This window comes from Variovorax paradoxus (assembly GCF_029919115.1).
GTDB classification, from domain to species: domain Bacteria; phylum Pseudomonadota; class Gammaproteobacteria; order Burkholderiales; family Burkholderiaceae_C; genus Variovorax; species Variovorax paradoxus_O.
Window position 1 is genome coordinate 1,198,552 of record NZ_CP123990.1, and the last position, 23,357, is coordinate 1,221,908.

The following is a 23,357-nucleotide window of genomic DNA, read 5'->3' on the forward strand; positions in this document are numbered from 1 at the left end:
CCGGCCGCGCGCCGGCTATGCCCGGCGAGCTTATTCCTTGATATTGGCCGTCTGCACGATCTTCTGGTTGCGGGCGTATTCGGCCTGCACAAACTGCCCGAACTGCTCGGGCGTGCCGCTGCCGGGCAGGGCGCCTTGCTCATTGAGCTTGGCACGCACCTGTTCCTCGGCCAGCACCGCGTTCAGCTCCTGGTTGAGGCGCGCCACCACGGCGGGCGGGGTCTTGGCGGGCGCGAAAATGCCGGTCCAGCTCACCATGTCGTAGCCCTTGAGACCGGGCATCTCGCTGAAGGTGGGCACGTTGGGCAGTGCCGCCAGGCGCTGGCTGCCGGTAATGCCCAGCGCCTTCAGGCGGTTGCCGTTCACATGCGGAATGGCGCTGGTGCTCACCAGCATCGCCAGGTCGACCTGGTTGCCGATCACGTCCGTGGCAATCTGCGCGCCGCCGCGGTAGGGCACGTGGGTCACGAAGATGCCGCTGCGCTGCTTCAAGAGTTCCATGGCCAGCTGCAGCACCGTGCCCACGCCCGAGGTGGCGTAGTTGTAGGCGCCGGGCTTGGCCTTGGCGAGCTTCACGAAGTCGGCATAGGTCTGCGCCTCCAGGCCGGGGCGTGCCACCAGCACCATCGGCGCGGTGTTGAGCATGCCCACCGGCGCAAGATCCTTGAGCGGATCGAACTTGAAGGCCGAGGGGTTGACCAGCCGGCCGATGGCAATGGCGCTGTCGGGCCCGACCACCAGCGTGTAGCCGTCGGGCGCCGCATTCACGGCCTTGGCCACGCCGATGGCCCCGCCCGCTCCACTGACGTTGTCGATGACGACCGACTGCTTCAACCGCTCGGCCAGCCGCGTGGCGACCAGGCGGGCGTTGACGTCCACACTGCCGCCTGCCGTGTACGGAACGATCAGCGTGATCGGCTTGGCGGTGGGCCATGCGGCCTGTGCAAGTGCTGCGGCGGGCAGCATCGCGCAGAGAGTGGCGGCAAGAAGAGTGCGGCGGGGCAGGCTGAAGGGTTGGGTCATGGCTTGGCTCATTGCTAGTGGGCAGTTTGCGGTTCTTGTGCGAGGCGGGCGCGCAGCGCGTCGAATTCCTGGCTCCATTGCGTGCGCCATGCGCGGCGCTGGGTGTCGTCGATCCACGCGCCGTCGAGGCCGTTGTGCATGAAGCCGCGCAGGTCGTCCAGGCCGAAGCCGAAGTCGCGCACCATCATCAGCCAGGCCCCGGTGGGCGTGACCTTGTGCAGCGTCGGGTCGTCGGTGTTGGGATGGATGCGCAGCCCCAGGCCGGGCATGCGCCGGATCGGGTGGTCCAGCGCCCAGCGCTCCGGCGGCAGGGTACGCAGGTAGTAGGAGTTGGTGGGCACCACGGTAAAGATCACGCCGCGCTCGGCGCACTGGCGCGCGAAGTCGGGCTGATCGACCACCGTGTAGCCGTGGTCGATGCGGTCGACCTGCAGCATGTCGAGCGCGGTGCGCACGTTGGTCCACGGCATGCCGAATTCGCCCGCGTGCGCGGTGGCCTTGAGCCCTGCGCGCCGCGCTGCGGCATATGCCTCGGCAAAAAGCTCGGGCGGCCGGTCGGTCTCGCGGTAGTCGATGCCGATGCCGATCACCTCGTCGCAGCGGTACGCCTTGACCCACTCCACCATTTCGACGGCAGCCTCCGGGCTGGCCTCCCGGTCGATGGCTGCGATGAGACGGCCGATGATGCCGAACTCCTGCTGCGCGTCCTGAAGGGCACGCACGATCGCGCACTGCGCCATCGAATACGGAATGCCGGAGCCGTGCACCGTCCCGGTCGGGTTCCAGAAGAACTCGGCGTAGCGCACGTTGTGGGCTGCGGCGTCCTCCAGGTATTCGAGCGTCAGCTGGTACAGGTCGCCGGGGCTGCGAACCAGCTGCGCGTCGAGCGCACGCAGCACGCGCAGCACGCCGACGGGCTTTTCTCCGCGCGTATAGAAGCCTTCGATTTCGTCGGCCGCCAGCGGCGAACCGGCGCGATGGTTGAGTTGCTTGAAGGTTTCGCGGCGCACCGTGCCGAACAGGTGGCAATGCAGCTCCACCTTGGGCATCGCATGCAGCATGGATTCCAGCGTGAGGGGCGGCAGATCGAGGCGGGTCATGCCGGGCAGTCTAGGGAGCGGCGCGTCATAAGCAAAATTTTGAATTTCTATAATTTGATTCACTGAATTAATCGCCGACCCAACTCCATGGCCTCTTCGCCGCTTCGGGCGCTCACGCTGCGCCAGCTTCAGTTCTTCTCGGTGCTGGTGGAAGAAGGCCACTTCGGCCGCGCGGCGCGCCGGCTGGCCATTACCCAGCCGGCGCTGAGCAATGCCATCAAGCAGATGGAGAAGCTGCTGGGCGCGGAGTTGCTGACCCGTTCCACCCACCGGCTGGAGCTCACGTCGGTGGGCGCCGAGGTGCTGGCGCGCACCGACTTTTTGGTCAATGCGTTCGATGTGGCGCTGCGCGATATCGAGAGCACGGTGCAGCGCGGCCGGGCTTTCGTGCGCGTGGGTGTGATTCCCTCGGCCAGCGGGCGCGTGATGGCCGCGGCGAGCGAATTTCTTGAAACCGGAGGGCGCGAGGTCGAAATTGCCTGGCGCGACGCGCCTTCGACCGATCTGCTGGCCGAACTGCGCAGCGGCCAGCTCGACATGGCCGTTGCAGCAATTACAGAGCCACCGGGCGGCCTGACCTGTGTCGACCTGTTCCGCGACCCGTTGGTACTGGTGGTGCCGCGCGACCATGCGCTGGCCGCGGCCGCCGACGCGAGCTGGGAGGCCATCGGCAAGGAACGCCTGGTGCTGTTCGAGAGCGGCAGCATGCCGGCGCTCGGCAACCCTGCCCGCGCCCAGTTCGAGCAGGGCCCCGAGCCCTACCGCGTCAGCTATTCCGAAACGCTGTATGCGCTGGTGCGAAGCGGCCAAGCGCTGGGGCTGATGCCGCGGCTCTACACCTCGTCGCTGCGCGACCCGGAACTGGTGGTGGTCCCGTTGTCGAAGCCGCGCGTCGAGCGGCGCCTGGTGCTGGCCTACCTGCCGGGGCCGATGCGCAACGTGGCGGCGCAAGAGCTGATTGCGTTTCTGCGCGAGCGGCTCCCCCAGGCCGGCGAAGCCGCGGTGCGGTGCGTGGCGGCGAAGGGCGCGCGAGGCCGGCGCTGAGATCGGGGCTGAGATCGGGGCTGAGACTAGGCCGATCTAGTGCAACTCAGCCGCGGCGTGAATGGTTTCGCGCACGCGCGGATAGATCTGCGCATTCCACTTGCTGCCGCTGAAAACGCCGTAGTGGCCCACGCCGGCCTGCAGATGGTGCACCTTCAGGTAGGGCCGGATGCCGGTGCACAGGTCTTGCGCCGCCACCGTCTGGCCGACCGCGCAGATGTCGTCGCGCTCGCCTTCCACCGTGAGCAGCGCGGTGCGGCGGATGGCGGCCGGGTTCACCGTGCGGTCGCCCACCGTGAGCACGCCGCGCGGCAGGTCGTAGGTCTGGAACACGCGTTCCACTGTCTCCAGGTAGAACTCGGCCGGCAGGTCGTTCACCGCCAGGTATTCCTCGTAGAAGGCGGCAATGGTGCGCGCCTTCTCGATCTCGCCTTCGACAAGATGCTTGGCCATGTCTTCGAACTGCTTCTTGTGGCGCTCGGGGTTCATGCTCATGAAGGCCGAAAGCTGCAGGAAGCCCGGGTACACGCGCCGCATCATGCCGGCATGCGGCCACGGCACGTGGCTGATGAGGTTGCGGCGGAACCACTCGATGGGCTTGCTGGTGGCAAGCTTGTTCACACCGGTCGGGTTGATGCGGCAATCGACCGGGCCGGCCATGAGCGTGAGGCTGCGCGGCGTGGCCGGGTTGTCGTCTTCGGCCATGAGCGCGGTGGCAGCCAGCGCAGCCACGCAGGGCTGGCACACGGCCACCATGTGCACGCCCGAGCCGACCGCCTCGAGAAACTGGATGAGCTGCAGCGTGTAGTCGTCCAGGCTGAAGCCGCCATGCCACAGCGGCACGTCGCGCGCGTTGTGCCAGTCGGTCAGGTACACGTCATGGTCGCGCAGCAGGGTGCGCACGGTTTCGCGCAGCAGCGTGGCAAAGTGGCCCGACAGTGGTGCAACCAGCAGCACGGGCGGGTGCACGGCCTTTGAGTCCTTGCGGAAGTGCAGCAGCGTGCCGAAGGGCGAGACCAGTGTTTTCTCTTCGTGCACGGCGGTTTCCGTGCCGTCGACCACAACGCTGTGAATGGCGTAGCCGGGCCGCGAATGGGTGAGCCGCATGCGCGAAAACACCTCGAACTGCGCGGCCATGCGCCGCACCATGGTGCGTTCGGTGCCGTCCTTCCAGAGTGCCTGGCCGAGGTACTGGGCTGCGAGCCGGGAGGGCGAGAGCAGGTCGGCTTGGTTCTGGTAGGCCCGGTACAACATAAAGGTAGTACAGGCAAGTTGCGGGCCAAGCGGTGGCACAGGCCTTGCACGGCCATGGGAGCCGACCCGGCAGCTAGGCACACCCGCCAAGGAGACCCACGATGGCCAAACCCGTTCTCACCATCAGCAGCAAGAACTACGGCGCCTGGGCGCTGCGCGGCTGGCTGATGTGCAGGCTGGCCGGGCTGGACTTCAGCGAAAAGATCATTCCGCCCGACGACCCGGCCATGAAGGCCGAGATGCTGCTGCTCTCGTCGTCGATGCTGGTGCCTTCGCTGCAGCACGGCAGCGTGAAGGTGTGGGACACGCTGGCCATTGGCGAATACCTGAACGAGATCAAGCCCAAGGCGGGGCTGCTGCCGGCCGACATCCAGGCCCGCGCGCATTGCCGCGCCATCTGCGGCGAAATGCATTCCGGCTTTGCTTCGATGCGTGGCGCCTTGCCGATGAACATCAAGGCGCGCTTTCCGGGCTTCAAGATCTGGTCGCGTGCGCAGGCCGACATCGACCGCATCGTCGCCATCTGGCGCGAATGCCTCAAGACCTACGGCGGCCCCTTCCTGTTCGGCAAGCAGCCCGGCATGGCCGACGCCATGTATGCGCCGGTGGTCACGCGCTTTCTGAGCTACGACGTGCCGCTGGACTCGGTCTGCGCCTCTTATTGCAAGCGCGTGATGGACTTGCCCGCCATGCAGGAGTGGGTGGCCGCCGCGAAGCAGGAACCCGAGGAAATCGACGAACTGGACGCGGAGTTCTAAGCGGGGCCTGCCGCCTAGTGCCGGAACATCCGCAGGTCGAGTGCGCTTTCTTCACCGAGCCACATGGCATGCGCCGTGTGGTCGGCCAGGTCGTCGCCCGTGACGCCGTGCACAAAAATGTCGAGGCCGTTGCGGTTGGCCTCCAGCCAATCGATCACCTGGTCGAACTCGGCCGCGTCGAACGCCAGCTGGCAGCTCCAGTGCGGATGCGGCCCGACCAGGCGCTCATGCACCCGGCCGACCACCACCATCAACTCATGGCCCGCGCGCTCGCACAGTTGCCTTGCCTGCGCGACCGTAGCGGGGCCGAAATAGACGTGGGCGTGGTACTGCGGATAGAGGTTTTCAGGGCGGCGCGGCATATGGGCTCATTGTGGCCCTAACCTGAAGCGCCCGCTGTAGCGGAACACGTCGCCGAACCAGCGGTGGCGCAGCACCATCTTCATGGTGAAGCCGTCGGCATCGGCCGGGTCGGGCCGCTCCTCGACGTAGGCCGTGCCCAGCAGCAGGCCCAGCGGCAGCGGCAAGCGCAGCCTGCCAAGGCGCCAGATGTAGCCTTTGTCGCGAAACACCAGCGCGCCTTCTTCCGCGCTCACAGCCAGGCGCATGCCGATGCCGAAGCGCACGTATTCGACCACCTCGCTGCCGCGCTCTGCCACACGGCCCATGTGCGAACGAAAATGGAACGGCGCGCGGCCTTCGAAGCGGAAGACACGGTCCCAGTACAAGAGGGCGTCGTCCGCCCGGCAGCGGTAGTGCACTTCGATCGGCACGCCGGTGCCGGTGTAGGGAACGAGTGCGCCGAACAGGCGGCCGAAGGGCATGAGCAGCCTTGCCCAGGGTGCGTGGTGCACTTCGTCCATGGTGCCGCGCACGCACACGTGGGCATTCGAAAACGGCGCCATGGTGTAGTGGCGGCGGATGACCTCGCCCAGCCGCTCCCAGGCGGGGCCGAGCACTTGCTGAAAGACGGGCCGGGTGTCGGTCATGCGGCCGCCGCGGCCGCTTCGCTGCGCACCTTGTAGAAGCGCAGGATGTGCTCGGAAAAATCGCCGAGGAGAAAGTGCGCCACGCGGTCGGCATACCAGTTGAAGCGCGTGCTCACGCGCCATGAAACGTCGATGCGAAGCTCCGTGCCGCCCTCGCGCGGGGTGAGGGTGTAGGCCGAGTCGCGCAGGTCGAAATAGTGGCCGCCGATGAGCACGTGGTCGTCCAGCGCACCGGCCGGAAAAGAGTCGGGCGAGAAGCGGTAGCGCCATTCCACCCGCTTCAGCGGCTGCCAGTCGGTAACGACCTCGTCGAAGTGCACGTTCTTCTGCCATTGCACCTTGCGCACGCGGCCTTCGGACGTTTGCTCGGTGACGGCCGCCACGGGCATGGGCACGCCGATGCGGTACGCCCACGCATCGCCCACTTCGGTGGGGCGAATGTCGCGCACATCGTTGAGCTCATGCCACACGCGTTCGGCGGGCGCGGCGATGAAGACCGTGCGCGACGTTTTCGAGATCAGCTCCGGGTTGGGCAACTGCGGCTCGATGGCGCCGAGTAGCAGCGGCAGCACCGCAAAGCTGTAGAGCGCCGGCTTGGGCCAGTGGGTGACACGGCAGACCAGCCCCATGGCCAGCCCGCCAAGGCTGCCCATGAAGGCGAACATCGGCACGATCACGATGGCGCAGATCATTCCCTCGATGTAGACCAGCAGCGTGCCGACCACGAACAGCGCGGTGGCAACCCAGGGTGCCCAGATGTAGTAGCCCCACCCGCGCCGCTCGATTCGCTCGGCCATATAGACCGTGACGGCACCGCACACCGCGGGCGCAAGGTAGATGAAGGAGCCCAGCATGGCCGAGAAGCGCTGGCCCGGCAATCCGCTGAAGGCGATGCGCAGCACGAAGGCGGCCGCGGCGCCCACCAGCAGTGGCCAGAACCATGCAAAGGGCATGCGGCGCAGCGGCGGCTCCTGTATTTCTGCGGCGCTGGTCGCGGTGGGTGGCAACTCGCGCGGTGCGGCTTCTTCGGGTTCGGTGCTCATGTAGGTTTCTTCTCCTCGTTGTGTTTGCTGTCTTGTTGTTTCGGTGGCGCTTGTTGTCAGCCGCTGCGCCTGGCGGTCACCATGCAGTAGTCGAAGTCGCGCCAGAAAACGCCCAGCACCAGGGCGCAGTAGCTCGCGACAATGTGCTTGCGGCGCCAGGGGCTGAGCTTGCCGCGCGCCTTCCAGAGCTCGGCCAGCGCAAAGCGCGTGGCCAGCGCCGGAATGTGCAGCGCGCTGGGCGCGACGCGCCAGCGCAGCGACTGCACCTTGACGTCTTCGAACCCGTTGTCGCGCAGTGCGGTCACAAAGTCTTCCTGCACGGCCAGCGTGGGCACGGCCCAGCTGTCGGCCCACAGGCGGTGCAGCCAGCCGGCGACGCGGCCGGGCTGGCGCCGCAGCAGAAAGCCGTCGACCACCGCCAGCCGAGCGCCGGGCTTCAGCAGGCGTGCCGCCTCGCGCACGAAATCGGCCTTGGCCGTACCGCTGGCGTAACAGGCGCTCTCCACTGCCCACGCGCCATCGGCTTGCGCCGCCGGCAGGCCGGTGCGCGTGTAGTCGGCTTCGATGTGCGCCATGCGATCGGCCACGCCGGCACGGGCGTCGAGCCGGGCCGCGATGCTGTTCTGCACGGCCACGTTGGTGACGGTGACGGCATACAGCGACGGGTCTTCGCTCACCAGTGTGCGCGCGGTGGCGCCGGCGCCGCAGCCCAGGTCGATCACGCAGCGGCGGGGTTGCGCGGCCTCCTGCTTCGGGCTGGGAGCGTCGGCCTCGTCGAGCTTCAGTGCGCGGCCGACCGTTCGGTTCATCTCCACCAGCATGCCTTCGCGCCGCAATGGGTTGAGCCCGAGCCGCCAAAAGCCGAAGTGCATGTTGTAGCTGGGGCTCCATGCGCGGTAGTCGTCGGCCACCTCGGTGAAGTAGTCCTGCGTGTCCGCGCGTGTGATGGCCTGGTTGGACAGCGGAGCTTCAGGCGTCTGCGCCGCGCGGAAATCGGGCTGGAAAACATTGGGCACAAAAAGCTCCTTTTTCTCTTTTCAGATTCGGCAATTGCCACCGGCACATGTGGCCGACGAGCGGGCGGCCTTTCCGGCCAGCAGGGTGACCAGCCAGCGCGGCAGCCGGTAGCGGTTGCGCGCAAGCACCGCATAGGCGCGGTCGGCCAGCGGCGCGACGAGCGGCAGGTCGAGAAGGAAGCTGCCGCTCGGCAGCCCGACGGCATCGCGGCAGGCCCGAATGGCAGGGACGCCCGCGAACACCTGTCCGGCGGCGTCTACCGCGTGAATCGCCGTCATCAGCGCCTCGCGAGGCGCGGGTCCTTCGCTGAAGCCCGGCGGCGAGCAATCGACCAGCTGCAGGCGCCCGGCGGCATCACGCGCCTTCATGCCGTTCATCTCGGCCGTGCAGAGGGCGCAGGTAGCGTCGTAGTAAACGGTGAGAGGGTAGGTGACAGCAGGGCGCATGGTTTTGTTTCGTTATTTCTGTCAAAACAGAAATGATTTGGCAAAAAAAGAGAAGCTCAGATCATCGGCAGGCTGGCGTGATGGGCATCCGGGTCATCGTCGTTTTTCTTCGGTGCCGTGGGCGCCGCCGGAGGCGCATCGCCGCGAACGAACTTCTGCACGCTGGCGCCCAGCGTCAGCACCTTGTCGAGCGTGCCGGGCGAGAGCCGCAGCATTTCGTCGGCCCAGGTGGCGAGCTTGCTCATCAGGTCCATGGTGGAGCGGATGCGGTCTTGCGCATCGGCAGGCTCCTTCTGGAAGTCGGGGCTCGAGACGATTTCGCGCAGCACGCGGATGGTGGGATCGAACTCGCGTTCCTTGCGTTCGCGCACCACGGTGCGAAACAGTTCCCACACGTCGACGCTGGTTTCGAAGTAGTCGCGGCGGTCGCCGAGGATGTGCGTTACCCGCACCAGGTTCCAGGCCTGGAGTTCCTTCAGGCTGTTGCTCACGTTGGAGCGGGCCACGCCCAAGGTGTCGGAGAGCTCTTCGGCATGCATGGGCTTGCCATGGGCGAACAGCAGCGCATGAATTTGCGAAACCGTGCGGTTGACACCCCACATGGAGCCCATCTCGCCCCAGTGGAGGACGAATTTGCGTTGGATGTCGGTGAGTTCCATGCCTCGAAGTCTAAGATTTTAGAAATTTCTGTCAATAGAGAAATACAAATTCATTTGCACATGCCGCTGGTTTGGAATACTGTATGAATAAACAGTAGTCAAAAGAAAGGTGCGCCACATGCCAGCTGCCCACATTCCCATCCACATCATCAAAGGCCGGGGCGCGGCCACGCACTTGGCACACCGCTTTTCGCGTGATGAGCGCAATGCGTTCGACGACGGCTGGGGCACGCTCGAAGAGGGCGCGGCCGAAGCCGAAGGGCTGCTGCCGCTGGCGACGGAGGTGCGCTTCGAAGACGTGAAGTCGGTGCTCAACCAGAATGAATCGCCCGACGTGTCGTTCGACCGTTCGCTCAACCCGTATCGCGGCTGCGAACACGGCTGCATCTACTGCTTTGCGCGGCCCACCCACAGCTACCTCAACCTCTCGCCGGGGCTCGACTTCGAAACCAAGCTCATTGCCAAGCGAAACATCGTGGAGGTGCTGCGCGCCGAACTCGGCCGCAAAGGCTATCGGCCAAGCCACGTCGCCATCGGCACCGCCACCGATTGCTACCAGCCCATCGAGCGCGAACTGCGCCTCACGCGTTCGATCATCGAGCTGTTGCAAGAAACACGGCACCCATTTGCGCTGGTCACCAAGTCGAGCGCGGTGGAGCGCGACCTCGACCTGATCGCGCCCATGGCCGCCCAGCACCTTGCCGCGGTGTACGTGACCGTGACCACGCTCGATGGCGAACTGGCCCGCAAGCTCGAGCCGCGAGCGGCCGCTCCGCATCGGCGGCTGCGCACCATTCGCACCCTGGCCGAGGCAGGCGTGCCGGTGGGGGTGAGCGTGGCGCCGCAGATCCCGTTCGTCAACGAAGACATGGAGCAGGTGCTCGAAGCGGCCTGGGAGGCCGGTGCGCGCAGCGCCTTCTACACCGTGATCAGGCTGCCGTGGGAGGTGGCGCCCCTGTTCAAGGAGTGGCTGGGGCTGCACTACCCGCAGCGGGCGGACCGCATCATGGCGCGCATCCACGAAATGCGCGGCGGCAAGGACTACGACGCCGACTTTGCCACGCGCATGAAGGGCACCGGCCTCTGGGCCGACCTGATCCGCCAGCGCTTCGAGAAGGCGGCAAACCGCATCGGCTTCAACCGCGAACGCATTCCGCTCGACCTGGGCGCCTTCCGGCCGCCGGGTGCGGCGGGGCAGGGCAGTCTTTTCTGAGGGCTGGTCCCGTGCGGCCTGCAGCCGGGCATCGCATCAAATCCGCTTCAAAATAAGCGGTAGATTCAACCCACCGGCGGCATCGGCCGTCCGGCCATGGCTGCAAAGGTACGCATGAACGGGATATGGATAGTGGTGATGGGAGTTTCAGGCTGCGGCAAGTCGAGCCTGGGGGCGGCGCTTGCGACCGCCTTTGCGCTGCCGCTGATCGAAGGGGACGACCACCACCCTGCGTCGAACGTCGAAAAAATGCGCCAGGGCATCCCCTTGACCGATGCCGACCGCGCCGGCTGGCTTGCCACTCTGGGCCGTGCGCTTGCCGACAAGCCGCAGGGCGCGGTGCTGACTTGCTCTGCGCTCAAGCGCGCTTACCGCGAGCAGCTGCGTGCGGCCGTGCCGGACCTGCGCTTCGTGTTCATGGCCATCGAGCGCGACGAGGCCGAGCGGCGCGTGGCCGCGCGTGCGGGCGCGGGCGAGCACATGTTTCCGGCCAGCCTGGTGGCCAACCAGTTCGCCACGCTCGAATCGCCGGTGGGCGAGGCCGGCGTGGTTGCCGTCGACGCCACCGCGCCGCTGCCGGAACTGGTGGCGCAGATCAAACGCGAAATCCCGGAAGCTGCGCGCCGCTAGAGCGCAAGCACCCGGCCGTCTGCGCCGGCCCTTAGATCACTTCGGGCCAGTTGGTATGGAAGAACTCGCCCGCTGGCTTGTCGACCCGCTCATACGTGTGCGCGCCAAAAAAGTCGCGCTGCGCCTGCAGCAGGTTGGCCGATAGGCGCTCGGTGCGGTAGCTGTCGTAGTAGGCGAGCGACGCGCTGAACGCCGGCACCGGAATGCCGTTGCTCACGGCCAGCGCCACCACTTCGCGCCAGTTCTGCTGCGTGCGGTTGAGCAGGTCCTTGAAGAAAGGGTCGAGCATCAGGTTGCCCAGCGCCGGGTTGGTGCGGTAGGCATCGGTGATGCGGTTCAGGAAACGCGCGCGAATGATGCAGCCGCCGCGCCAGATTGCCGCAATGCGGCCGAGGTCGAGCTTCCACTCCTTCTTCTCGCCCATCGTCTTGATGAGGTCGAAGCCTTGCGTGTAGCTGATGACCTTGGAGGCATACAGCGCATCGTGCACCTTGGCCACCAAGGCCTTCTTGTCGAGCGAAAGCTCCGCCGTCGGACCTTGCAGCAGCTTGCTTGCGGCCACGCGGTGGTTCTTTTGCGAAGACAGCACGCGTGCTTCAACGGCTGCGTTGATGGTGCTGATGACCACCGCGTTCTCGGCCGCGTTGATGAGCGTCCATTGGCCCGTGCCCTTCTGGCCTGCCTTGTCGAGAATCACGTCGACGATCGGCTTGCCCGTTTCGGGGTCTTTCTGCTCGAGCGCCTTGGCGGTGATCTGGATCAGGTAGCTCTGCAGCTCGCCGTCGTTCCATTCGTTGAAGACTGCCGCCATTTCGTCGGTGGTGAAGCCCGCGGCCTTGAACAGGCTGTAGGCCTCGCAGATCAGCTGCATGTCGCCGTACTCGATGCCGTTGTGCACCATCTTCACGTAGTGGCCCGCGCCGCCCGGGCCGATGTGAATCACGCAAGGCTCGCCGTCGACCTTGGCTGCAATGCTCTCGAAGATCGGCTTCATCACCTCCCACGTGGAAAGCGGCCCGCCCGGCATGATCGAGGGGCCCTTGCGCGCGCCTTCCTCGCCGCCCGACACCCCCGCGCCGATGAAGCGCAGGCCCTTGCCCGAGAGGTACGCATCGCGGCGCTCGGTATCGGTGTAGAGGCTGTTGCCGCCGTCGATGACGATGTCGTCCTTGTCGAGCAGCGGAATCAGTTGCTCGATGACCTGGTCGACCGGCGCACCGGCCTTCACCATGATCTGGATCTTGCGGGGCTTGGCAAGGCTCTGAACGAACTCTTCCAGCGTCTTCGCGCCGACCAGCTTCTTGCCGGGGTTTGCGGCCACGAAGGCCTCGGTGGTGGCTTCGGTGCGGTTGTACACGCTGACCTGGAAGCCGCGGCTTTCCACGTTCAGCACCAGGTTCTGGCCCATCACGGCCAGGCCGATCAAACCGAAATCGCTTTTGTTGCTCATGGCCCTTCTTTCGTGTGCGATAGATGTGACCGGCATTGTGCCGGGGGTGCCGCGGAGCTGCTGCTGGAGCGCGCCTATGGCCGAGCGGGCCGCAGGGGCGGCAGCTCAGCCGCCAAAGAGCGCATCGAACACGCGAATCGAGGCATACGCATCGTTGGCCGCATAGCGGATCTGAGCTTCGGTCAACTGCTTGTTGGCCCAGTTCGACGTGGTCGCCTTGCGCGACTTGACGAAGCGCCGGTTGAACACCAGCGCCACGGCCGTCTTCACGCCGACCGATTTGCGGTAGCCGCGCCGGCGAAACTCGCTGTCGATGTCGAACACGGCTTTCGGTTCGATGTTCAGGCGGTTGCGGATCAGTGTGAGATCGCTCGAAAGCCCGAAGCCGACCTTCCTGAGTTCGGTCGAGGCGAGCAGCGCGGCGACGACCGGGTTGCATTCGGTGCGGTGCAGCTGGAAAAGCCACGCCTTCTCGCGCGTCGAAAACTGCACCACGTGCGGGCCGCCAGACACCTCGTTCTTGGCGAAAGTGGGTTTCGATTCGGTGTCGAAGCCTGCAACGCCCGCGGCCAGCAGCGCGGCGGCCGCGTGCTCGGCTTCTTGCAGCGTGGCGACGACGACGATGTCCTGGAGGCCGAGGCCCTCGAAGGCTTCGAGAAGGGCGATCTGCTCGCGTTCGGGAAGGGGCGGCAACGCGATGGTGTCGCCGCTCACGAGGAGGCTGCTTTCTTTTTCTTCACTGGGGTTTTCTTTGCTGGTGTTTTCTTGGCGGCCGTCTTGCCGGCGGCGGTTTTTTTCTGCTTTGGCGGCTGGCCCGAACGCAAGGCCGCTTCGTAGGCGCGGCGGCCCCAGAGCGCGGCTTCGTGCCGGTCCTCGAAGAGATCGGCGGGTGCTTGCCGGTAAGACATCGGCATGGTCTTGCCGCCGCGCTCGTAGGTGAAAGGCGGCAGGTTCAGTTTGTCGAAGTGTTCGGCGCTGTCGGCATCGGACTTCAGGTAGAGCGTGTCCTTCAGGACGATCGCGATCATGCGTCCCTCGTGAAAGATGCCGTGGCCGCCGAACATGCGGCGCGGCTCGATGCGGCCGAAGCGTTCGAAAATCTCATGCAGGCTCTCTACGAACTCACTCATTGCGCAAGCCGCTCACGACGTGATCTCGATGCGGTTGCCGTCCGGGTCGAGCACCACGCTTTCGTAGTAGCCGTCGCCGGTGCGGCGCGGTCCGTCGAGCAGCGGGTAGCCGTCGGCCTTCAGCCGCTGCGTCAGCTCGTCCACCGCCGCGTCGGACCCCACGCTGATGGCCAGGTGCGTCCAGCCCATGCGCTGCGCGCCGGGTTCGGCCGGCACGGGCGAGAGGGTGCTGGTGGTCATGGCCTCGATGCGGGCGCCGTCGCCCAGGCTCAGGAAGCACGATGCAAAACCCTTGGCCGGGTTGGCATAGCCGGCCCCGGCCGTGGCACCAAAGTAGTCGACATAGAAGCGCTTGCAGCGTTCGAGATCGGTGGTCCAGAGAGCGATGTGATCGATGCGCATGGAAAGACAAGACGAAGGGGAAGGGCACTCAGCCGGTGTGTCGCGGCTGCCGTGGCGTGCCCTGCGGAAACCAATGGTACGCAACCCGCTCGCGTCCGCTGGCGGGGTGCCTGTCGACCGCGCCGCGCACCAGGCCGTAGCGCTCGTAGAAGCGCTGCGCCGCGGTGTTGTTGATGGCGACATGCAGCTTCCAGCCGTGCGGCATGCGCACGCTGGCTTCGTCGAGCAGCGCCTGCCCGAGGCCCTGGTTGCGCAGATGCGGTTCGACGAACAGCTGGGCCACGTATTCGCGCCGGGCGAGCATCACCATGAAGGCGAGCACCTGGCCTTCGCGCTCGGCCAGCACCACGTCGGCCGGCGGTACGAATTCTGTTTGCACGCGCCGCAGCCAGTGCGTGATCGGCTCGATCACGGTTGCCCTGCGGTTGGCCGCTATCCAGGCCCGGCGCCAGATGCCGGCCAGCATCAGGCTCTCTTCAGGGGCGCCGTCGCGAGAGCGCAATTGGAACGCGGGAATCTGTGCTGCAGACATGCGACTCATGATACGGCGCCCGTGTGCCGCGGTCGATACGAATGGCCGATCAGCCACGCAAGGTTTGGGCGTGGTGGGCGAGGTGGTCCGCCATGAAGGTCTGGATGAAGTAGTAGCCGTGGTCGTAACCCTCGTGGCGGCGCAAGGTGAGCGGCTGGCCCGCGGCAAAGCAGGCGGCCTCGAAGGCTTCCGGGTACAACTGCTCGGCAAGGAATTTGTCGGCCAGGCCCTGGTCGATCAATATGCCTTGCGGATACGGCGCGGCGGTCTGCGATTTCATGAGCGCGCTGGCGTCGTGCGCAAGCCATTGGGCACGGTCGCCGCCGGGCTCTCCCAGGTAGCCGCTGAACGCCTTTTCGCCCCACGGGCATTGCGTGGGCGCGCAGATGGGCGCAAATGCCGAGAGCGACTTGAACCGTCCCGGGTGCCGCATTGCCAGCGTGAGCGCACCGTGGCCGCCCATCGAATGGCCGAAGATGCCAAGGCGCTGGTCGTCGACCGCGAAGTGCTTTGCCACGAAGGGCAGCAGCTCATGCACGATCCAGCTTTCCATGCGCCAGTGGGCGGACCACGGGGCCTCGGTCGCGTCGAGGTAGAAGCCCGCGCCAATGCCGAAGTCCCAGTTGGCCGTGGCGCCGGGCAGGCCTTCCACGGTGCTTCCGCGCGGGCTGGTGTCGGGAGCGATCAGCGCCAGGCCCAGGCTGGCCGCCATGCGCTGCGCGCCCGCCTTCACAGCAAAGGTTTCTTCGTTGCAGGTGAGCCCTGCAAGGTAAAGCAGGGCCGGCACGCGCTCGTGGGCGGCTTGCGGCGGCAGGTAGACCGAGAAGCGCATCGGCAAGCCGATTTCGTGCGAGGCATGCTCGTGAAAGCTTTGCACGCCGCCGAAGACATGGTGCTCGGAAAGGGTCTTGAAGATGTCGGTCATCGGGAGTTGTTGTTGGGCTGCAGTGCGGGCACCAGTTCGAGTACGGCGTCTGCAAAGATGCGAGACGCCTCTTGCGGCATGTTGTGGCCCACGCCGGGCACCAGCCGGTGCGAGCGTGGTCCGCTGAACCGGTGCGCGTGGGCAGAGGCTTCGGCGGGCGGACGCACGCCATCGTCCAGGCCGTCGAAGGTGATGGTGGGCACCGATATCGCAGGCTGCGCGGCCAGGCGGCGTTCGATGTCGGCGTAGGCCGGGTCGCCCGCCACCAGTCCGAAGCGGTGGCGGTATGAATGAATCACCACCTCGACGAAGTCGGGGTTGTCGAAGGCTGCGGCGCTGCGCTCGAAGGTCGCGTCGTCGAACTTCCACGTGGGCGACCACAGTTGCCACAGCAGGCGGGTGAGCGCCTTGCGGTCCTTCGCCAGCCCGGCCCGGCCGCGCTCGCTGTGAAAGTAGTACTGGTACCAGAGGCTGTGTTCGTTCGCGGGCGTGTCGGGCTCCATCGCTCTGGCGATGTCCTGGATGTTGTAGCTGTTGAACGAAACGAGGCCTGCGCAGCGCTCGGGCCAGAGCGCCGCCACCACGCACGCCGCGCGGCCGCCCCAGTCGTAGCCGGCGAGCACCGCGCGCTGGATGCCGAGTGCGTCGAGCAGCGCGAGCAGGTCGGCCCCGAGCGCGGCCTGCTCGCCGGAGCGCGGCGTGGCATCGCTCAGGAAGCGCGTGCCACCGTAGCCTCGCAGGTAGGGCACGATGACGCGGCAACCCTTGTCGGCGAGCATCGGCGCCACTTCGGCGTAAGTGTGAATGTCGTACGGAAAGCCGTGCATCAGCAGCACGGGTGGGCCGTCGGCGGGCCCGGCTTCGTAATAGGCGATTTCGAGAACGCCCGCCTCGATCTTGCGCAAGGGCTCCATGCGGTTCATGGCTGGCGTTCTCCTCCAGAGGCTAGTAAAGCACCACGCCGCGGATCGACTCGCCGCGCTTCATCAGGTCGAAGCCCTTGTTGATGTCTTCGAGCGGCATGGTGTGGGTGATCAGATCGTCGATGTTGATCTTGCCTTCCATGTACCAGTCGACGATCTTCGGCACATCGGTACGGCCGCGCGCGCCGCCGAAGGCCGAGCCTTCCCACTTGCGGCCGGTGACCAGCTGGAACGGCCGCGTGCTGATTTCCGCGCCCGCTTCGGCCACGCCGATGATGATGCTGCGTCCCCAACCCTTGTGCGTGCACTCCAGCGCCTGCCGCATCACCTTGGTGTTGCCGATGCACTCGAAGCTGTAGTCGGCGCCGCCGTCGGTCAGCTGCACGATGGCATCGACCACGTTCTCGGTGTCCTTCGGGTTGATGAAATGCGTCATGCCGAACTTTCGCGCCATGGCTTCCCGCTCGGGGTTCAGGTCGACGCCGATGATCTTGTCGGCGCCCACCATCTTGGCGCCCTGGATCACGTTCAGGCCGATGCCGCCGAGACCGAACACCACCACGTTGGCGCCGGCTTCCACCTTGGCCGTGAAGATCACCGCGCCGATGCCGGTGGTCACGCCGCAGCCGATGTAGCAGACCTTGTCGAACGGCGCGTCTTCGCGGATCTTGGCCAGCGAAATCTCGGGCGCGACCGTGTAGTTGCTGAAGGTCGAGGTGCCCATGTAGTGGAAGATCGGCTTGCCGTCGAGGCTGAAGCGCGAAGTGGCATCGGGCATCAGGCCCTTGCCTTGCGTGCCGCGGATCAGCTGGCAGAGGTTGGTCTTGCGCGACAGGCAGAACTTGCACTGGCGGCATTCGGGCGTGTAGAGCGGAATGACGTGGTCGCCCTTTTTCAGCGAGGTGACGCCGGGGCCCACGTCGACCACGATGCCCGCGCCTTCATGGCCGAGGATGGCCGGGAAGATGCCTTCCGGGTCGGCGCCCGAGAGCGTGTAGTAGTCGGTGTGGCAGATGCCGGTGGCCTTGATCTCGACCAGCACCTCGCCGAATTTCGGGCCCTCGAGGTCGACGGTTTCGATGGTGAGGGGGTCTCCGGATTTCCAGGCGACGGCAGCTTTTGTTTTCATGGGACTTCAGGGCAAAAAGGAGAAGAGGGACAAGGATACCCAGACCGGCGCTCAGGCCGGGCCGGCAGCAAAGATACCCGACATTCCGATGAAGCCGGGCAGATGGCGAAAGTCCCACACCCAGCTTCGCAGCGCAGGGTATTCGTCCAAAGGGATGCCGCCTTCGCCGGCCAGCGCCACATAAGGAAAGCAGGCCAGGTCGGCCACGGTGGCGTGTTGCCCGACCAGCCATTGCAGGCCTTCGCAGGCGCGCTCGGCCAGGTGGTCGTCCAGCAAACGAAAGGCCGCATGAGCGCCGCGCCGGCAGGCTTCGATGTCGAGATTTTCGTAGCCGAACGCGTCGTGCAGCCGGGCCGCCGATGCGGTGCGGGTAATTTCATCGGCGGTGGCGAACCACATCGCGATCTGGCCCTGCAGCTGTGGGTCGTCCGGGTACCAGCGGCGCCGTGCGTCGTACTTGCTCGCAAGATAGACAAGGATGGCTTGCGCATCGCGCAGCACTAAGCCGTTGTCGTCGATCACCGGAATCTGCCCCAGCGGATTGACGTGCGCGAGAAACGCGGCCGACTTGTGCTCGCGGCCGGGGTGAAAGTCGACCGGCACGCTCTGGTAGCCGAGGCCCAGCCAGGCCAGCATTTGCCGCACCTTGAAGCAGTTGCCGGAAAGGGCGTAGTCGTAGAGCTTGATCATGCGGCTTGCCTCACGCCAAAGCGCATGCCGCGCTCGCGCAGCCAGCGCCGGTAGGTGACGGAGGTCGTGTCGCCGCGCGTCGGCGTCTCGGCGCGGCCTTCGAGCGGCATGCGCTTGAAGGCGTGGTTCTCGAGAATCGGCTTGTCCTGCCCGAAGATCGTCTGCTGGAATGCGATGAGCTCGGCGTCTGTCGAGGTGTCGTCGTAGCAGGCGAGCAGCGTGTGGGCGATCACGTGCTCGTCATCGAGCGGCTGCAGGAACAGCGCAATGGCATCGAGCTCACCGGCGCGGTGGCTCGACTTGTAGAGCATGGCCGTGAGCGGCTGCATGACGCGGTATTTGTACGTTACCTCGGCGCCGCTGTCGTGGGCGGCCGAGGCGCGGGGCTGCCAGAAGCGGCAGTCGGTGGCCCAGATTTCCTGGGTGGCCGGGTCGACTTGCACCTGGTACTTTGCCACCTCGGTGTGCGGCACCTTGCCCAGGAAGCCGGCGTGCACGAAGGGGAAGTGCGCCATGTCCAGAAAGTTCTCGATCACGCGCAAGCCCGATACGGCCACGCCGATGCTGCCGCAGTCGACCATGCGGCGCCCGGGTTCGCCATATTCGGGAAAGTCGAACAGGGGCCGCGCCGGCTTGCCGCTTGGGCAGACCCAGAGGTAGCCGTAGCGTGACTGGATGGCCAGCGTTTGCGTGCCGAGCCGGCACTGCGGTGCACCGGCCGCGTCGCTCCACACGTGCAGTGTTTCGCCGAGCAGGCGAGTCGTGCGGGGCTGCGCATCGGAGCTGCCGGCGAGCGTCGTCGAAGGGCCGACGACCAGCCAGTCGTCGAGCATGTTGGGATCGTCTGTGATGAAGGGCATGGTTCTCTTCAGGCTGCCGATTGCGGTCGTCGACTTTCTTCTTCTTCGATTTCGCTGCGGAGACCGCGTGCGGTGATGTGCAGCGTCTTCATTGCGGCGGTGCCGGGCGCGGCATCTGTCCAGAGGTGAATGAAGGCCAGCCGTGGTTGTGCATCGAGCACCAGTGCCACTGTGCCGTAGTGGCCGAGCGGCCCGTGCCACGCCGCCGTCGTTGCGGTGTCGCTCGCAAAGCCGCGCCGGGCGAGTGCATCGCGCACGCTTGCCGCATCGGCGCGCACGGCGAGCGTACGGCAGAACGACCAGCCGGCGGGCACGACGTCGTCTTGCGGCGGGGCTTGCGCGGCCTCGCCAGCGAGGTTCACCCACAGCATGCCCGCTGCATCCACGGCGCTGAACACCTTCGCGCACAGGTTGCTTGGCGGCGGCATGCCGGGATGTGCGGGAATGCTCATGCACTGCCCGCTGCCGGCGGCGTACTGCCAGCCGTGGTACGCGCAGGAGAGGCGGTTTTCCGCCACCTGCCCGAGCGTGAAGCGCACGCTGCGGTGGGGGCAGCGGTTCTCCCATGCCTGCGGTGCGCCATCGGCCGAACGCCAGAGTGCAAGCTCCTGTCCCCGGGCAAAGCCTGCAACGATGTTGGCGCCGGGGCGCACATCGGCCGAACGGGCCACCGGATGCCAGGCTGAAATGCTGTCTGCGCTCATCATGATGCGCGCTACCTTAGCGCAAGTCCCAGGCAAGACGCACACTCATAATGGAGGCATCGCCAGACGCCACTCACCATGAAAAAAATACTCGTCCTCAACGGCCCCAACCTCAACCTGCTTGGCACGCGCGAGCCCGAGCAATACGGACGCGACACGCTGGCCGACGTCGAACGCCTGTGCAAGGACGCCGGCGCCGCGCACGGTGTGGAAATCGAGTGCCGCCAGTCCAACCACGAAGGCGTGCTGATCGACTGGATCCATGAGGCCGGCCGCGAGGTGGCCGCGGGCAACATGCTGGGCGTGGTGATGAACCCCGGCGCTTACACGCACACATCGATTGCGCTGCACGACGCCATCAAGGGCGCAAGCGTGCCGCTGATCGAACTGCACATCTCGAACGTGCATGCGCGCGAGGAGTTTCGCCACCGCTCGTACATTTCGCCGGCGGCGCGCGGCATCATCGTCGGCCTGGGCGTGAAAGGCTACGCGCTGGCCATCGCGGCGCTGGCGCCCTGAACCCTGCGGAGAGGTCGATCAGTCGGTCTGCCTGGGGGCCGAGGCCTTCCAGCTGCGGCTGATGTGGCCCTGGGAGTCGACGCTCTCCAGGTGAACGTCGAAGCCCCACAGCCGGGCGACGTGCTTCAGCACTTCTTCGGCATCGTCGTGCAGCGGCAGGTTGTTGCGCTGCGTGTGGCGCAGCGTCAGGGCGCGGTCGCCGCGCATGTTGACGTTCCACACCTGGATGTCGGGCTCCCTGCTGCTGATGTCGTACTGGCGTGACAGCGATTCGCGCAGCGCGTGATAGCCGCTGTCGTCGTGAATGGCGGACACCTCGAGCTCTGGCTCGTTCTGGTGGTCGCGGATCGCGAACAGCCTGAAATCACGCATCGTCTTCGGGCTCAGGAACTGGCCGATGAAGCTCTCGTCCTTGAAGTTGCGCATTGCATAGTCGAGCGTCTTGACCCAGTCGGTGCCCGCAAAGTCGGGAAACCAGCGCCTGTCTTCCTCGTTCGGCTTTTCGCAGATGCGCCGCAGCTCGGTGAACATGGCAAAACCCAGCGCATAGGGGTTGATGCCGCTGTAGGCGCGGTGCCCCACCGGTGGCTGAAAGATCACGCCCGTGTGCGAACTCAGCCACTCCATCATGAAGCCGTCGGCAAGCTGCCCGCGGTCGTACATGGTGTTGAGCAGGGTGTAGTGCCAGAAGGTGGCCCAGCCTTCGTTCATGACCTGTGTCTGGCGCTGCGGATAGAAATACTGCGCGATCTTGCGCACGATGCGCACCACCTCGCGCTGCCAAGGCTCGAGCAGCGCGGCGTTCTTTTCTATGAAGTAGAGCAGGTTTTCCTGCGGCTCCGAAGGAAAGCGGCGGGATGAGTCGGATTCGGTGGTGTGTTCGCTCTTGCGCGGCAGGGTGCGCCACAGATCGTTCACCTGCTGCTGCATGTAGCGCTCGCGTTCTGCGCGCTGCGTGCCCTCTTGCGCCAGCGACCGCTTCTGCGGGCGGCGATAGCGGTCGACGCCGTAGTTCATCAGCGCATGGCAGGAGTCGAGCAGTTGCTCCACCGCATCGAGGCCATGGCGCTCTTCGCACTCGGCGATGTAGTGCCGCGCGTACACGAGGTAGTCGATGATGGACGAGGCATCGGTCCACATCCGGAACAGGTAGTTGCCCTTGAAGAAGCTGTTGTGGCCGTAGGCCGCGTGCGCAATCACCAGGGCCTGCATGGCCATGGTGTTTTCTTCCATCAGGTAGGCAATGCAGGGATCGGAGTTGATGACGATCTCGTAGGCCAGCCCCATGTGCCCGCGGCGGTAGTTCTTTTCGGTGGCGATGAACTGCTTGCCGTACGACCAGTGGCGGTAGATCATGGGCATGCCCACGCTGGCGTAGGCATCCATCATCTGCTCGGCGGTGATCACCTCGAGCTGGTTGGGGTACACGTCCAGTCCGAAGCCCTTCGCCGTCTTCGCTATCTCCGTGTGGTAGGTCTCGATGAGATCGAAGGTCCAGTCCGACGGACTGGGCAGGCGCTCCAGGCGACCGGTGGGGTTCATGCGCTCGAGGGGAGGGTGGTCGGAAGTCATGCGGGCACCCCTTCCTTCTTGAAGAGGTCGCGGAACACGGGGTAGATGTCGCTTGCGTCCGATACCTTGCGCATCGCGAAGTTGGGCTGCAGGCCCTCCAGTTGCGCGTATTCCTGCCACAGGTTCTGCTCGGTTTCGGCCACCTGCACATAGGCGTAGTAGCGCACCACCGGAAGGATGTTTTCGACCAGCAGCTCGCGGCAGCGACCGCTATCCTGGTGCCAGTTGTCGCCGTCGCTTGCCTGCGCGCCGTACACATTCCATTCGCCGCTCGGGTAACGGGCCTTGATGATCTCGTCCATCAGCACCAGCGCGCTCGACACCACGGTGCCGCCGGTTTCGGTGGCGTGGAAGAATTCTTCCTCGTTCACTTCCTGCGCCTGCGTGTGGTGGCGCAAGAAGACGAGATCGATGCGTTCATAGTGCCGCGTGAGAAACAGATAGAGCAGCATGAAGAAGCGCTTGGCCATGTCCTTGCGGGCTTCGTCCATGGAGCCCGAAACGTCCATCAGGCAGAACATCACCGCCTTGGCGCTGGGCACCGGCGTCTTCACGCGATTGCGGTAGCGCAGGTCGATGGGGTCGATGTAGGGCACATGCCGCGCGGTTCTGCGCAACTCTTCAATGTGCTCTTCAGTCTCGCGGATTTCTTTCTGGATGAAGGGCTGTTCCGCCTGCGGATGCTGCTTCAGGTGCAGCAGGTGCGCCTCCAGGCGGCGCAGCTCCTTGCGCGGCTCGCCGCCGAGCGCAATGCGCCGCGCGAGGGCGCCGCGCATCGAGCGCACCACGTGCAGGTTGTTGGGCGTGCCATCGTTCGTGAAGCCGGCGCGGTGGCTCTTCCATTCGGGCACTTCGGCAATTTGCGTGCGAATGAGGTGCGGCAGCGCCAGGTCGTCGAAGAACACGCGCATGAACTCTTCGCGCGTGAGGCGGAACACAAAGTCGTCTTCGCCTTCGCCGCCGTCTCCGGCCTCGCCGCTGCCCGAGCCGCCGCCGGCCTGCCCCTCGGGCCGCGCAATGCGGTCGCCCTTCAGGTATTCCTGGTTGCCCGGATGCACGTACTCGCGGTCGCCGCCGCGCGCATGGCCGAACACCGGTTCGGACACATCGTGGCGCGGCAGGGTGACATCTTCGCCTTGCTCCAGTTCGCGGATGTTGCGCCCGCTGACCGCGCGCCGCACGGCTTCCTGGATCTGGCCTTTGTAGCGCCGGAGGAAGCGCTCCCGGTTGCCGATGGATTTGTTCTTGCCCGAGAGCCGGCGGTCGATGATCTGCTGCAGGATGGCCACGATGATGTCAAAGCTCCTTGCAAAAAGGGGGCGAGGCCCCGGCCTCGCCGCTGTGA

27 protein-coding genes are annotated in these 23,357 nt (G+C 65.8%); 5 read left to right on the plus strand and 22 right to left on the minus strand.

The window, feature by feature from the left end; all coding sequences use genetic code 11:
• Positions 1 to 30 precede the first annotated feature (30 nt).
• Both QHG62_RS05815 and QHG62_RS05820 read right to left on the minus strand, forming a co-directional pair.
• Entirely contained in the window at positions 31 to 1,023 is a 993-nt protein-coding gene (locus QHG62_RS05815; protein ID WP_281149911.1) for a Bug family tripartite tricarboxylate transporter substrate binding protein, read from the minus strand.
• 14 nt (positions 1,024 to 1,037) lie between these two features.
• Positions 1,038 to 2,123: an adenosine deaminase family protein gene (locus QHG62_RS05820; RefSeq protein WP_281149912.1), complete on the minus strand. Its 1,086-nt coding sequence runs from the start codon at positions 2,121 to 2,123 to the stop codon at positions 1,038 to 1,040.
• An 87-nt stretch (positions 2,124 to 2,210) separates the two neighbouring features.
• Between QHG62_RS05820 and QHG62_RS05825 the strand changes: the two genes are divergently transcribed.
• Entirely contained in the window at positions 2,211 to 3,167 is a 957-nt protein-coding gene (locus QHG62_RS05825; RefSeq protein WP_281149914.1) for a LysR family transcriptional regulator, read from the plus strand.
• A gap of 36 nt (positions 3,168 to 3,203) precedes the next feature.
• On the opposite strand, the gene QHG62_RS05830 is transcribed toward QHG62_RS05825, so the two are convergent.
• Positions 3,204 to 4,421, minus strand: a complete 1,218-nt coding sequence (locus tag QHG62_RS05830; protein WP_281149915.1) for a polyhydroxyalkanoate depolymerase — start codon at positions 4,419 to 4,421, stop codon at positions 3,204 to 3,206.
• A 101-nt stretch (positions 4,422 to 4,522) separates the two neighbouring features.
• Between QHG62_RS05830 and QHG62_RS05835 the strand changes: the two genes are divergently transcribed.
• A complete protein-coding gene (locus tag QHG62_RS05835) occupies positions 4,523 to 5,179 on the plus strand; it encodes a glutathione S-transferase (RefSeq protein WP_281149916.1) in 657 nt (218 codons plus the stop codon).
• A 14-nt stretch (positions 5,180 to 5,193) separates the two neighbouring features.
• On the opposite strand, the gene QHG62_RS05840 is transcribed toward QHG62_RS05835, so the two are convergent.
• The 6 genes from QHG62_RS05840 to QHG62_RS05865 are packed head-to-tail and all read right to left on the minus strand — an operon-like array spanning position 5,194 to position 9,333.
• On the minus strand, positions 5,194 to 5,541 hold the full coding sequence (locus tag QHG62_RS05840; RefSeq protein WP_281149917.1) for a DOPA 4,5-dioxygenase family protein: 348 nt from the start codon (positions 5,539 to 5,541) through the stop codon (positions 5,194 to 5,196).
• Between the two features lie 6 nt (positions 5,542 to 5,547).
• Complete coding sequence (locus QHG62_RS05845) at positions 5,548 to 6,168, minus strand: DUF4166 domain-containing protein (protein WP_281149918.1); 621 nt, start codon at positions 6,166 to 6,168, stop codon at positions 5,548 to 5,550.
• Positions 6,165 to 7,211 carry an SRPBCC domain-containing protein gene (locus QHG62_RS05850; RefSeq protein ID WP_281149920.1) on the minus strand — a complete coding sequence of 349 codons (1,047 nt, stop codon included), beginning with the start codon at positions 7,209 to 7,211 and terminating at the stop codon, positions 6,165 to 6,167. The genes QHG62_RS05845 and QHG62_RS05850 overlap by 4 nt, the downstream gene beginning before the upstream one ends.
• Positions 7,212 to 7,267: 56 nt before the next feature.
• Entirely contained in the window at positions 7,268 to 8,227 is a 960-nt protein-coding gene (locus QHG62_RS05855) for an SAM-dependent methyltransferase (protein ID WP_281149922.1), read from the minus strand.
• Positions 8,228 to 8,248: 21 nt separating this feature from the next.
• A complete protein-coding gene (locus QHG62_RS05860) occupies positions 8,249 to 8,674 on the minus strand; it encodes a thiol-disulfide oxidoreductase DCC family protein (protein ID WP_281149923.1) in 426 nt (141 codons plus the stop codon).
• Positions 8,675 to 8,730: 56 nt separating this feature from the next.
• Positions 8,731 to 9,333 (minus strand): GbsR/MarR family transcriptional regulator, encoded by a 603-nt coding sequence (locus tag QHG62_RS05865; RefSeq protein ID WP_281149924.1) that lies wholly within the window; start codon positions 9,331 to 9,333, stop codon positions 8,731 to 8,733.
• A gap of 118 nt (positions 9,334 to 9,451) precedes the next feature.
• Here QHG62_RS05865 and QHG62_RS05870 point away from each other — a divergent pair, with 118 nt between their 5' ends.
• Positions 9,452 to 10,546 (plus strand): PA0069 family radical SAM protein, encoded by a 1,095-nt coding sequence (locus QHG62_RS05870; protein WP_281149925.1) that lies wholly within the window; start codon positions 9,452 to 9,454, stop codon positions 10,544 to 10,546.
• Between the two features lie 114 nt (positions 10,547 to 10,660).
• Complete coding sequence (locus tag QHG62_RS05875) at positions 10,661 to 11,176, plus strand: gluconokinase (RefSeq protein ID WP_281149927.1); 516 nt, start codon at positions 10,661 to 10,663, stop codon at positions 11,174 to 11,176.
• A gap of 31 nt (positions 11,177 to 11,207) precedes the next feature.
• Here the strand turns inward: QHG62_RS05875 and gnd are convergent, their stop codons facing one another.
• From gnd to QHG62_RS05930, 11 genes are all read right to left on the minus strand, one after another.
• The gene (gene gnd / locus QHG62_RS05880) at positions 11,208 to 12,626 is read right to left on the minus strand and encodes a decarboxylating NADP(+)-dependent phosphogluconate dehydrogenase (RefSeq protein WP_281149928.1); all 1,419 of its coding nucleotides are present in this window, start codon (positions 12,624 to 12,626) and stop codon (positions 11,208 to 11,210) included.
• A 105-nt stretch (positions 12,627 to 12,731) separates the two neighbouring features.
• Positions 12,732 to 13,340: a 3'-5' exonuclease gene (locus QHG62_RS05885; RefSeq protein ID WP_281149929.1), complete on the minus strand. Its 609-nt coding sequence runs from the start codon at positions 13,338 to 13,340 to the stop codon at positions 12,732 to 12,734.
• Positions 13,337 to 13,756 carry a TfoX/Sxy family protein gene (locus QHG62_RS05890; RefSeq protein WP_281149930.1) on the minus strand — a complete coding sequence of 140 codons (420 nt, stop codon included), beginning with the start codon at positions 13,754 to 13,756 and terminating at the stop codon, positions 13,337 to 13,339. Before QHG62_RS05890 ends, QHG62_RS05885 begins: the two co-directional genes overlap by 4 nt.
• 12 nt (positions 13,757 to 13,768) lie before the next feature.
• Positions 13,769 to 14,158, minus strand: coding sequence for a VOC family protein (locus QHG62_RS05895; RefSeq protein WP_281149931.1), 390 nt, complete (start codon positions 14,156 to 14,158; stop codon positions 13,769 to 13,771).
• A 28-nt stretch (positions 14,159 to 14,186) separates the two neighbouring features.
• Positions 14,187 to 14,690 carry a GNAT family N-acetyltransferase gene (locus tag QHG62_RS05900; protein WP_281149932.1) on the minus strand — a complete coding sequence of 168 codons (504 nt, stop codon included), beginning with the start codon at positions 14,688 to 14,690 and terminating at the stop codon, positions 14,187 to 14,189.
• Positions 14,691 to 14,739: 49 nt separating this feature from the next.
• Entirely contained in the window at positions 14,740 to 15,615 is an 876-nt protein-coding gene (gene fghA, locus QHG62_RS05905) for an S-formylglutathione hydrolase (RefSeq protein ID WP_258505150.1), read from the minus strand.
• Positions 15,612 to 16,538, minus strand: coding sequence for an alpha/beta fold hydrolase (locus QHG62_RS05910; protein ID WP_281149934.1), 927 nt, complete (start codon positions 16,536 to 16,538; stop codon positions 15,612 to 15,614). The genes fghA and QHG62_RS05910 overlap by 4 nt, the downstream gene beginning before the upstream one ends.
• A gap of 22 nt (positions 16,539 to 16,560) precedes the next feature.
• On the minus strand, positions 16,561 to 17,667 hold the full coding sequence (locus tag QHG62_RS05915) for an S-(hydroxymethyl)glutathione dehydrogenase/class III alcohol dehydrogenase (protein ID WP_281149935.1): 1,107 nt from the start codon (positions 17,665 to 17,667) through the stop codon (positions 16,561 to 16,563).
• Between the two features lie 51 nt (positions 17,668 to 17,718).
• A complete protein-coding gene (locus QHG62_RS05920) occupies positions 17,719 to 18,357 on the minus strand; it encodes a glutathione S-transferase family protein (RefSeq protein ID WP_281149936.1) in 639 nt (212 codons plus the stop codon).
• Positions 18,354 to 19,217 (minus strand): aromatic ring-hydroxylating oxygenase subunit alpha, encoded by an 864-nt coding sequence (locus tag QHG62_RS05925; protein ID WP_281149937.1) that lies wholly within the window; start codon positions 19,215 to 19,217, stop codon positions 18,354 to 18,356. Before QHG62_RS05925 ends, QHG62_RS05920 begins: the two co-directional genes overlap by 4 nt.
• Before the next feature lie 8 nt (positions 19,218 to 19,225).
• Entirely contained in the window at positions 19,226 to 19,924 is a 699-nt protein-coding gene (locus QHG62_RS05930; protein WP_281149938.1) for a Rieske 2Fe-2S domain-containing protein, read from the minus strand.
• A gap of 75 nt (positions 19,925 to 19,999) precedes the next feature.
• On the opposite strand from QHG62_RS05930, the gene aroQ reads away from it, so the two are divergent.
• Positions 20,000 to 20,440 carry a type II 3-dehydroquinate dehydratase gene (gene aroQ / locus QHG62_RS05935; RefSeq protein WP_281149939.1) on the plus strand — a complete coding sequence of 147 codons (441 nt, stop codon included), beginning with the start codon at positions 20,000 to 20,002 and terminating at the stop codon, positions 20,438 to 20,440.
• An 18-nt stretch (positions 20,441 to 20,458) separates the two neighbouring features.
• On the opposite strand, the gene QHG62_RS05940 is transcribed toward aroQ, so the two are convergent.
• Both QHG62_RS05940 and QHG62_RS05945 read right to left on the minus strand, forming a co-directional pair.
• Positions 20,459 to 22,012, minus strand: coding sequence for a SpoVR family protein (locus QHG62_RS05940; protein WP_281149940.1), 1,554 nt, complete (start codon positions 22,010 to 22,012; stop codon positions 20,459 to 20,461).
• Positions 22,009 to 23,301 carry a YeaH/YhbH family protein gene (locus tag QHG62_RS05945; RefSeq protein WP_258505161.1) on the minus strand — a complete coding sequence of 431 codons (1,293 nt, stop codon included), beginning with the start codon at positions 23,299 to 23,301 and terminating at the stop codon, positions 22,009 to 22,011. Before QHG62_RS05945 ends, QHG62_RS05940 begins: the two co-directional genes overlap by 4 nt.
• Between the last annotated feature and the right edge of the window lie 56 nt (positions 23,302 to 23,357).